Here is a 9,969-nt window from a genome sequence, read left to right on the forward strand (position 1 = left end):
GCAATGAGATGCCCTCATCTTGAAGGCTGTTCAAAACAGAAATGGACTGCGAACGCTTAGTCATTCAAGAATCCCACCCGTACACCGCAAGGTGGAAGGCTTGCGGCTTTAGCCGTGGGAGTCTCAATTTGGCCTGGGAGCTGAGCTGGGCAAGACGTATCGCGCGGAAACATAGCCGCGACGCCTCGAAAACGCCAGTGTTTCTGGCGTTTTTTTGTTGCCGCAGCGATGAACTTTTTAACATGTTCCGCCTCGTTTTATTATAAGCTAACAGGAGGGACAATCTTGCCCAATGTATCTGGATGATTGAAATGCGACAATACATACGACTCGTGGAGGAACTTTCATGGAACAGCTTTTGATGGGGAGTTTTCTGTCCGCGATGGCAACGGGGGTCGGGGCTCTGCCCATTCTGTTTTTTCGCACGGTCACGCACCGTTGGCGGGATATTCTTCTGGCCTTTACCGCTGGCATCATGGTGGCGGCAGCGACGTTCAGCCTGATTCCGCAGGCGATGTCCAACGCCCCGTTTATGATCGTCTGTCTGGGCGTGCTCACCGGGACGCTTTTTCTCACCGTTTTGGAGAGCGTGATTCCACATATTGATCTGGAGCACACGAGAGTCAACATCGCGATGGACTCGCAGGCGCTGTTGATCCTGATGGCGATTACCTTGCACAATATCCCGGAGGGGCTGTCGGTCGGGGTGAGCTATTCGAGCGAGCAGCCGGAGCTTGGCGGCCTCATCGCCTTTGCCATTGGCCTGCAAAACGCGCCGGAAGGGTTTCTGGTCGCGCTTTTTCTGATTAATCAAAAGGTCAGCCGGCTCAAAGCCTTTTTCCTGGCGACGATGACGGGAGCGGTGGAAATCGCGTCGGCGATCTGCGGCTACTACCTCACCGCCGTAGTCAAAGGGCTGGTGCCGTACGGCCTGGCGTTTGCAGCAGGCGCGATGCTGTTTATCGTCTACAAGGAGTTGATCCCGGAGAGCCACGGGGACGGCCATGCGCGCTCCGCGACTTTTTCGTTCATTTTGGGTCTGTTGGTCATGATCGGGCTGGTGCAGTTTTTCGGGTGAGCGGATTTTTTGCGAAAGAATGCGGAATTTGTGCAACTACCCCTCACAAAAGCGGCGAAAAAAACCGAAACCATAATATAGATAGATTTCGATTATGGTAATAGGGAGTGTCACGATGGAAAAGTCTACCTTGATAGGTATCGTACTAGGTATTGTTGCAGTAGTGGTCGGGATGATCTTGAAGCACGCGAGTCCCTCGGCCCTGCTGAATCCGGCAGCGTTCATGATTATCATCGTGGGTACGATCGCCGCCCTTTTCAACGCATTTCCCATGTCGGAAATCAAAAGGATTCCTGCCCTTTTCAAGGTTATTTTTAGCGAGCAAAAACTCCCTGCCAAAAGGGAATTGATCGGTCAGTTTATGAACTGGGCTTCCATCGCCCGTCGCGAAGGTTTGCTCGCGCTGGAAAACACGTCCGATGAGATCGAGGACCCTTTCCTGCGCAACGGCATGAAGATGATTATCGACGGGGGCGAGCCGGATTTCGTCCGCGACGTGCTCAATGAGGAAATTCACGCCATCGAGGAACGCCATCAGGCAGGTGCGCTTGTGTTCAGCCAGGCGGGTAGCTACGCTCCGACCCTCGGGGTACTCGGAGCGGTAGTCGGTCTGATTGCGGCGCTCGGCAACCTGAGCGATATCGACGCACTCGGCCTTTCCATTGCGGCCGCGTTCGTGGCGACCTTGCTCGGTATTTTCACCGGGTACGTGCTGTGGCACCCGTTTGCAACCAAGCTGAAACGAAAATCGAAACAGGAAATCGAGATCAAAAAGATCATGGTAGAAGGACTTCTTTCCATCCAGGCTGGCGTTTCTCCGGCAGCTATCGAGCAGAAGCTTCTGGTGTACATCCCGTACAACGAGCGTGCCGAGATGAAGGAAGAAATGAAGGAAGAGAAGAGGGAGGAAGGAGCTGCGGTAAATGGCTAAGCGACCGAAGAGACATGCTCAGCACGAAGAGCATATGGACGAGTCTTGGCTGATTCCGTACGCGGACTTGCTCACCCTCCTGCTCGCTTTGTTTATCGTATTGTTTGCCTCCAGCGAAATGGACGCCAAGAAGTTCGACCAGATGGTTCGCTCCTTTAACGTTGCGCTGAACGGCGGAGTGGGCGTGCTGGACCAGCCAAGCCCGATTCCGCTCGACCCGAACATGATGCAGCAAACGATACATAAAGGCGCTCAGGAAAGGCCGAAGACAGAAGAAGAGAAAAAGCTGGAGGAAGCCGTCCGCAAAGAGACAGAGGACTTGAAAAAGCTGCAAACACAGCTCGAAGGCTACATCCAGCAAAACAAGCTGCAGGACAAGCTCCAGACGAAGCTGACCGAAGAAGGGCTGCTGATTACGATTCTGGACAACGCCTTGTTCGACTCCGGCAGCGCCGTGCTGAAGCCGGAAGCGAGAAAGCTGGCAAGCGAAATGGCCGCGATGCTCGTTCCCCATCCGAAAAAGGTGACCGTGACCGGACATACGGACAACGTGCCGATTCATCGTGCTGAATTTCCGTCCAACTGGGATCTTTCCGCCAAGCGCTCCGTCAACTTTCTGAAAGTGCTTCTGGAAAACAAAAAACTGGACCCGACCAAATTCAGCGCGACTGGCATGGGCGAGTACCATCCGGTAGCACCGAATACGACAGCGGAAGGCCGGGCGAAAAACAGACGGGTAGAGGTAGCGATTTTGCGCGACCTGGCCTCCCCGCCGAAAAACAGTGTCAATCCATAAGCAAAAAGGATAGCGCCCGATTCAGGTGCTATCCTTCGTTATTTTCGGGAGCTTTTGGACAATCGCAGCTTGCACTGGATGCCTGCGGTTCTCCCATGGCGAGCCTCAACTGCTCCATCCGTTTTTCTCCCCACTCATACATCAGCTCGATGATCGGCAAAAGCGTCATCCCTAGCTCCGTCATGGAGTATTCCACGCGTGGCGGAACTTCGGGATACACCTCGCGATGGACGATTCCGTCCTCGATCAGCTCCTTGAGCTGGTTCGTCAGCATTTTATGCGCGATTTTCGGAAACAGCCGCTGCAGTTCGCTGAAACGGTGCGGGCCTTCCACACCGAGGTGCCAGAGGATGACGACCTTCCACTTGCCGCTGAACATGGACAGCGTCAGCTCCTTGGAGCAAGTAAAATCGCCGTTGCGGATTTTTTCCATCGTTTCTTTTCTCAGGTCAGACATGGTTTTCTCCCTTTGCTTATGGTTTGTCCATAGGTACCCTTTTGGTAACTACCGCACAAAAAAGTGCATTCTTATGTTGCCAGGCGCACGCCTTTATAATAAGCGATGTGGAAAGCAAAGCAATCCTATCGTTTGGAAAAAAGGAGTGAAGCCATCATGGCCAAAAAAGTATTGATGCTGACAGGTGACGCCGTAGAGGCGCTGGAAGCTTATTATCCGTACTACCGCTGCCTGGAGGAAGGGTTCGACGTGACGATCGCCTCCCCTACCGATAAAAAAGTGCTCAACACCGTCGTGCACGATTTTGAAGACTGGCAGACCTTCACGGAAAAGCGCGGCTACCAGATCGAAGCGCACGCCACTTTCGACGAGATCAATCCAGAGCAGTATGATGCGCTGATTATTCCAGGAGGACGTGCTCCTGAGCATATCCGCCTGCACAAAGATTTTGCCCGCATCGCCCGCCATTTCTTCCAACATGATAAACCAGTTATGATTTTGTGTCATGCGAGCGTGGCACTTACCGTCATCGCCGACGAGATCAAAGGCCGCGAGATGACTGCCTACTTCGCTTGCCGTCCAGAGGTGGAAGCAGCGGGAGCCAAGTACATCGAGACTCGCTTCCACGTAGACCGCAACCTGATTTCCGGGCACGCCTGGAACGACCTGCCGCAACTGATGAAAGAATTTGTGAAGCAAGTAAATGCCTAACCGCAAGCCAAAAGCCGATTCGCCAATGGGGGCGCAATCGGCTTTTTTTATAGACATCAGGAGTGGATAAGACTCTTGGGCAGCATTGCGAGACGGACTGTCAGCTTGGAAAACGGTTGATCGTAGCGGTAGTGGTGAGAGGAAACAGGAGAAAGCGCTACAGGTACTTGGGCCTCTAGCGGGGGAGCGAAGACTGTCCGCCTCCGGAGAAAAAGGAAAACCGCGTCAAAAGTAGAGGATTCAAAAGAAGTAGGTTCAGGTTGACGCTGAAAAGCGTGTTTTCCTTTTTCTCCTCCGGCTAGGTAGGAGTCCCAAAGACCTTCGCTTGCTTTCTCCTGTTTCCTCTACGAGCTGTTTCTGTCGTTCGGGGTTGATTTTGGGGTTGTTGTTAATCAGGAAGCCAAGAAGCGTAAGGCAAGGAAAAAAAGATTCAAAAAGCATTGTGTATGGTCAAACAGGTAGAATGATAGCTCTCAAGAAGGTCCACACGAATGCCCGCACTCCTTCTTTGAAATTCTTGTATGATGCTTTTTATCCTGCGTTTTCTTTCTCCCTCCGACCATCCCCTTAGCCCCTGACGAGGAAAGAGACGAAATCCGCGAAAGCTCTTTGGGCTCCCAACCGAGGCGGAGGGGAGAAAGCGAAACACGCTTTTAGCGTCCAACTCTGAGAGGCTACCTGAATCGACCACTTTTGGACGCGGTTTCGCTTTTTCCCCGGAGCCGGGCAGTCTAACCCCCAGCAGGGAGCCCAAGAAGCTACCGCGATTTCGTCTCTTTCCTCGCCACACCAAAAGTTCCGATGAAGGAGCTTTTCAAGCCACAGCCTCATGCTCGCATCACCAAGCTACTACGCTGCTATAGTTTCGATCCAGTTTGTACAAACAAAAACGGATAAGCTTCTTATCCACCTATAAGGTCAACATACTGAGCCTTCGCCCCAAAGGAGAAAGCAAGACTTGTGCCCTTTGGGTACGAAGCCTCCGCCAAAGGCTTGGCGCAATCAAGTTTTTTACTCGAACGCAAACATTTTCCAGCCAATTGTGTTACAAAACGCCGCTCCGTCGTCTAATAACTGTGAGACAATCTGGGCCTGTGTGTTTGACAGGCATCGCGATCAACCGGGAGGCGTTCAGAAATGTATAAAAAACTCATCGCGTTAGGGTCGGCACTGGCAATCGGGGTGACAGCCTATTCTGCAGCCTCGATTGCGCAGCAGCCAGCCAACGCCGCAGCAGCAGTGGAGAAACCGGCGGAAGCTGCGCAAAGCACGCTGGCCGAGCAGTTGAAAATGCTGGAGAGCGGGATCGTTCCCACTTCCCCGTACGAAACAGTCCAAACATGGGCGAAAGCGGTCAAAATGCGAAACGGCGCCCTGCAATACGCGCTGTTTACCGAACAGGCGCGCTTGGGGCTAAAGACACCAATGGAGAGCTTCCATTGGGTGACGGGGACATCCAGCCCGTGGGTTGAGGGCTTTACGGTCACAAGCATAACAGAAGACAAAGCCGACAGCGGGCAAGCCCAGGCACAAGCGCAAACCAAAACGTTGAAATTCCAGGTCGATTTTGACCTGGTGACTTCCACAGGGAAGTTCGGCACAGACCGGGCCATCATCGGCGTGACGCAAAAAGGGGATCAATGGTTCATCGAAAGTGTCGCACCTGCATCGGAAAAGTCGGTAGGCATCTGGAATACGCCGGAATCGTTGAACGACCAAAACATCGAGAAAACATTCGAGACGATGAAAGCGTACGACAGCACGCTCGGCTACCGGATTCTTTTGCCGGAAAAAGCGATGAGCAAGCTGAAAATCGAGCAGTCCACCTGCGCGAACGAAGAAGGAAACCCGCCGTGCCTGAACTTTTTCTACAAGGATCCAGCAGCCAAAAAGGACGTGCTGCTCGCAACCGTCGTCCGTTTGAGCAAGGAGCAGGAAAAGCTGCCGTACTACCAGGAGCATCCTTTCCTCACCAAGCTCGGGGAGAACAAAGCGGGCGCATTTTACTCGCTCTATCCAAGCGAGCACCAGTATGCCGGAGCGGAAGATTCCGAGCAAGGCCGCGAATGGATGCAACTGCTTGAACTCTTGCAACAGCGAATCGGCAAATCCATCCAGCCGTAAATCGCCGCGCTTCTCGGGCCTTTTCCCGTCGCCTCTGCTGCTCAAGAGCCACCTGTGCCAATCGCAGGTGGCTCTTGACATTTTCGCGGAAAAAGGGGATAATAAAGCCAATAACAAAGTAAACTACTCGGAATACTATAAATAAAAGAGGTGAGTTCTTTGGAACGGACATTACATATTCCAAGCGATACAGTTACGTTGGTGGCAACGTTGCATGAGCCAGAGCAGGAAAACGGCAGAACGGTCGCAAAATACCCATTGGTTGTGATCTGCCACGGCTTTATCGGCAGTCGGATTGGCGTCAACCGCTTGTTTGTAAAGGCCGCCAGAGAACTCGCCGCGCACGGGTTTGGCGTATTGCGCTTCGACTACGGCGGCTGCGGGGAAAGCGACGGCGACTACGGGGCTGGCGGGCTGGATGTGCTTTTGAAGCAGACGCGTGACGTGCTCGATTACGCTGCGGGGCTGGAGCATGTCGACCAGGAGCGAATTACGCTGCTTGGGCATAGCCTTGGCGGAGCCGTTTCCGTTCTGACGGCAAGCCAGGACAAGCGGATTCACTCGCTCGCGCTGTGGGCTCCGGTAGCGCAGCCGTTTGACGACATTGTGCGGATTGTCGGGGAAAACGAGTACCAGGACGCGCTTGCTTTAGGGACAACGGATCACAACGGCTATTTGCTCTCCGGGCGGTTTTTCCAATCGTTGAACGGAGCCCAGCCGCTGCGCCACGCCAAGCAGTTTGAGGGGGATGTCCTCATTTTGCACGGCAATCGCGACGATGTGATTCCTGTCGATGCGATGTTCCATTATGAGCGGGAGCTGCGTTTGCGCAGACGAGGCGCGTGCGAAACCGAAGTGATTGTAGGCGGGGACCACACGTTTTCATCTGCGGACAGCTACAGCAAGCTGATCGGCAACACCGTAAGCTGGCTGGGACGGCTGTGGGCGGAAAAAACAGTGGCAGTATAAAAAAGAAAGGGATGCCCTGACAAGCGGGCTATCCCTTTTTGCGTTTGATTTCTGCCAAAAGACCGCGGCAGCCAGCTTCCACCAGGTCGTAGACGTAGGAAAAGCGCCCTGTGTAGTACGGGTCTTCCACGTTTTGCTCCTGGACGGCGTGGGCAAAATCGAGCAGGCGGTACACTTTTTTGCCTGCGGGAGCCATTTTCATGAGCGCGGCCAAATTTTCGTCGTCCATGCATACGACGTAGTCGTACTCGGCAAAATCGTTGCGGGTAATCTGGCGGGCGCGCAGCGAGTCGCAGGCGATGCCTTTTTCGGTCAAAACTTTTTGCGTGCCTTTGTGCGGCGGCTCACCGGCGTGCCAACCGCCAATTCCCGCCGAATCGATGGAAATGTCCCCGACCAAGCCTTCCTGCTCCGCGAGATGGCGAAAAACGGCTTCCGCCATGGGGGAGCGGCAAATATTGCCGAGGCAGACAAACAGTACGCTTGTCATCGGTTTTCTCCTCCTCACTGTTTTGATCGGTTTGGGACGATCTTTCTATTTAGCTAGAATAGCACAAGAAGCTGTTTTTGAAAAAAACTGCCCGACGGCTAAAAAGCAGGCTGGTTTTCCGCGCCCGTACGTGTCCTGCTCGCAGTTCTTGCAAAAATCGCCTTGCTTTTGCTACAATAAGAGCCAGTTACCCCATGTTCGAATTGCATACGATACGTTTTCTAGGGTTCCGCGGTCAGGAGGCTGGCCGGACTGGACCGAGAGAAAACGCACGGCTGCGGCCGTGTACACGGAGGGATAAAAGCCCGGGAGAATATCTGAGACGGTATTCGCCCGCGGCTTTTTTTGCTTGTGTGAAAAAGGTGCTCCGGATGAGCCTGCGCGCAAGCTGCGCTTGGGGAACGATAGACAAAAGGAGGGATTGTGGTGGGAAAGAACTGGCTTTTGGTTGTGGCCGCTGCAATGTTTGAGGTGATGTGGGTAGCGGGCTTGAAGCACGCCGACAGTTTTTGGGAGTGGCTGCTGACCGTTGTCGCGATTCTGGTCAGCTTCGCGGTATTGATCTATTCGGGCAAGCGGCTGCCGACGAGCACGGTGTACGCCGTCTTTGTCGGACTGGGAACAGCGGGTACGGTGATCGTCGAGATGGCCGTTTTTCAGGAGCCGTTCAGTTGGGCCAAGGTAGGGCTGATCGCTCTGCTGCTCGTCGGCATTATCGGGTTGAAGCTGGTCACGCATGAGCATGAGGGAGATGCGCACAAGGAGGGGGAAGTCGCATGACATGGGTGTCCCTGATCTTGGCCGGACTGTTTGAGGTAGTTGGTGTCATGGGGATTTCGCAGGTGAATCAGAAGCCGTCCCTGCGCTCCTGGGCGGTGCTGCTCGGCGGATTTTCGCTCAGCTTTCTCTTGCTGTCTGTGGCGATGCGCGAGATTCCGATGGGGACGGCGTATGCGGTCTGGACGGGCATCGGCACGGTGGGAAGCGCCCTCGTAGGCATGCTGTTTTACGGAGAACCAAAAGACGGGCTGCGGCTGTTGTTCATCGGGCTGGTCATCGTGTCGGTGGCAGGTTTGAAGCTGCTGGCGTAAAGGCACGGCTGCTATCGAAACAGATGGCTCCTGGAGAGCTGCTGCCCGGAAGCGGCGCCGCACCGTTGATTCGGCCAACGGCGCTTGTTTTCATTTTTTTCCTTTTTTTGAAAAGGGACGATGGTTCTTCGCGGGGAATAGTAAACAAGAACAGGATTTTTTTCGAGGGGGATACATGGCAGCATGGGCTCTTTTTGGGCAACGTTAAAAAAAGGAAACACATCTTCGGCTACGGCCGCCTTGGGCAATATGGGCCTGGCGATTGTCAAAGGGGTCGCCGCTGCGTACAGCGGCAGCGGGGCCATGTTTGCGTCGGCGATGCACTCGATTGCCGATGCGGTGAACCAGGGCTTCGTCTTTTTCGGCAGCGTGCTGGCGGAGAAAAAGCCGACGCCGCGGTTTCCGACCGGATTTGGCCGCGTTATCAACCTGTTTTGCATGATCGCGGTCATCGTCGTGACGATCATGGCGTACGAAACGATCATGGAAGGCTTCCATCTGCTCAAGGAGCCTGCGCATTCCAGTCACTTCTGGCTTAATTTTATCATTTTGTTCCTGGCGATTGTCGTCGACGGCTACGTGCTGGTCAAAGCGATGAAAGAGATCGTCCACGAAACCCGTGTCGACGCGAAGGGCTGGGCGATCGTCCCCGCTGCTTTTCGCCATGTGGGACGGGCGGCGCCGCCGACGCGCCTCGTCTTTTACGAGGACATCGTGGCTACGACAGGCGCGCTATTGGCCTTGATCGCGGTCATTGTCACGCAGTTTACGACATTTGCCCTCCTGGACGGCATCGCGACGATCCTGATTGGCATTTTGATGGTCGGCGTAGCGTTCAAGGTCGGGTACGACAACATGGTCGGACTGATCGGGGTAGCGGCTCCGAAAGAAGTGGAGGACCGGGTTGCCGCGATCATTTTTGCCGATCCGGATGTGGTCGATATCAACCGGCTGCGGATCGTCCAGGAAGGGCGGTTTTACCATGTGGAGTGCTACGTGGAGCTGCGGACGGGCCTGACGCTGGCGGTAGCGGACGACATCAAATACCGCATCAGGGACAGCCTGCTGACCGATCCGGACATCAGCGACGTGACGATGGGCATTCTGGAGGACAACGGCGTAAGCGACTGGGAGCGGCCGAACATCCTCGAAACAACCTGACCCCGGCGAATTAACAGGAAAAAAAGCCCCTCACCTTTGGTCATAGCCCCGTCAAGTAGACACTAAAAAAAGACGCTATCTTAAGCGGCGATCGATTCCCGGTATTGGACTGGGGAGAGGTCGCCGAGTTTTTTCTGGAACCGTTCTGTATTGTAGAATTC

11 protein-coding genes and 1 riboswitch are annotated in these 9,969 nt (G+C 54.3%); of the genes, 9 read left to right on the top strand and 2 right to left on the bottom strand.

What is annotated here, in order from left to right:
- Positions 1 to 346: 346 nt before the first annotated feature.
- From AC27IT_RS27295 to motB, 3 genes are all read left to right on the top strand, one after another.
- Positions 347 to 1,078: a ZIP family metal transporter gene (locus AC27IT_RS27295; RefSeq protein WP_005829932.1), complete on the top strand. Its 732-nt coding sequence runs from the start codon at positions 347 to 349 to the stop codon at positions 1,076 to 1,078.
- Between the two features lie 115 nt (positions 1,079 to 1,193).
- On the top strand, positions 1,194 to 2,009 hold the full coding sequence (gene motA / locus AC27IT_RS27300) for a flagellar motor stator protein MotA (RefSeq protein ID WP_007783444.1): 816 nt from the start codon (positions 1,194 to 1,196) through the stop codon (positions 2,007 to 2,009).
- Positions 2,002 to 2,805 carry a flagellar motor protein MotB gene (gene motB / locus AC27IT_RS27305; RefSeq protein WP_005829936.1) on the top strand — a complete coding sequence of 268 codons (804 nt, stop codon included), beginning with the start codon at positions 2,002 to 2,004 and terminating at the stop codon, positions 2,803 to 2,805. Before motA ends, motB begins: the two co-directional genes overlap by 8 nt.
- A gap of 28 nt (positions 2,806 to 2,833) precedes the next feature.
- Here the strand turns inward: motB and AC27IT_RS27310 are convergent, their stop codons facing one another.
- A complete protein-coding gene (locus AC27IT_RS27310; RefSeq protein WP_487092232.1) occupies positions 2,834 to 3,262 on the bottom strand; it encodes a winged helix-turn-helix transcriptional regulator in 429 nt (142 codons plus the stop codon).
- A gap of 156 nt (positions 3,263 to 3,418) precedes the next feature.
- On the opposite strand from AC27IT_RS27310, the gene AC27IT_RS27315 reads away from it, so the two are divergent.
- The 3 genes from AC27IT_RS27315 to AC27IT_RS27325 all read left to right on the top strand — a co-directional run bounded on the left by AC27IT_RS27315 (position 3,419) and on the right by AC27IT_RS27325 (position 7,066).
- Complete coding sequence (locus AC27IT_RS27315) at positions 3,419 to 3,973, top strand: DJ-1/PfpI family protein (RefSeq protein WP_005829940.1); 555 nt, start codon at positions 3,419 to 3,421, stop codon at positions 3,971 to 3,973.
- A 1,137-nt stretch (positions 3,974 to 5,110) separates the two neighbouring features.
- Positions 5,111 to 6,097 carry a hypothetical protein gene (locus AC27IT_RS27320; RefSeq protein ID WP_005829942.1) on the top strand — a complete coding sequence of 329 codons (987 nt, stop codon included), beginning with the start codon at positions 5,111 to 5,113 and terminating at the stop codon, positions 6,095 to 6,097.
- Positions 6,098 to 6,256: 159 nt separating this feature from the next.
- A complete protein-coding gene (locus tag AC27IT_RS27325; RefSeq protein WP_005829944.1) occupies positions 6,257 to 7,066 on the top strand; it encodes an alpha/beta hydrolase in 810 nt (269 codons plus the stop codon).
- A 28-nt stretch (positions 7,067 to 7,094) separates the two neighbouring features.
- Here AC27IT_RS27325 and AC27IT_RS27330 read toward each other — a convergent pair whose 3' ends face one another.
- Positions 7,095 to 7,556, bottom strand: coding sequence for a low molecular weight protein-tyrosine-phosphatase (locus AC27IT_RS27330; RefSeq protein WP_238501771.1), 462 nt, complete (start codon positions 7,554 to 7,556; stop codon positions 7,095 to 7,097).
- Positions 7,557 to 7,766: 210 nt separating this feature from the next.
- A riboswitch (guanidine-I (ykkC/yxkD leader) is annotated at positions 7,767 to 7,870 on the top strand.
- Between the two features lie 112 nt (positions 7,871 to 7,982).
- Between AC27IT_RS27330 and AC27IT_RS27335 the strand changes: the two genes are divergently transcribed.
- The 3 genes from AC27IT_RS27335 (at position 7,983) to AC27IT_RS27345 (ending at position 9,808) form a co-directional block, all read left to right on the top strand.
- Positions 7,983 to 8,336 (top strand): DMT family transporter, encoded by a 354-nt coding sequence (locus AC27IT_RS27335; protein ID WP_005829948.1) that lies wholly within the window; start codon positions 7,983 to 7,985, stop codon positions 8,334 to 8,336.
- Positions 8,333 to 8,647: a DMT family transporter gene (locus AC27IT_RS27340; protein ID WP_005829950.1), complete on the top strand. Its 315-nt coding sequence runs from the start codon at positions 8,333 to 8,335 to the stop codon at positions 8,645 to 8,647. The genes AC27IT_RS27335 and AC27IT_RS27340 overlap by 4 nt, the downstream gene beginning before the upstream one ends.
- A gap of 183 nt (positions 8,648 to 8,830) precedes the next feature.
- The gene (locus AC27IT_RS27345; protein WP_005829952.1) at positions 8,831 to 9,808 is read left to right on the top strand and encodes a cation diffusion facilitator family transporter; all 978 of its coding nucleotides are present in this window, start codon (positions 8,831 to 8,833) and stop codon (positions 9,806 to 9,808) included.
- The last annotated feature ends 161 nt before the right edge of the window (positions 9,809 to 9,969 follow it).

The organism is Brevibacillus sp. YAE8 (assembly GCF_057543335.1).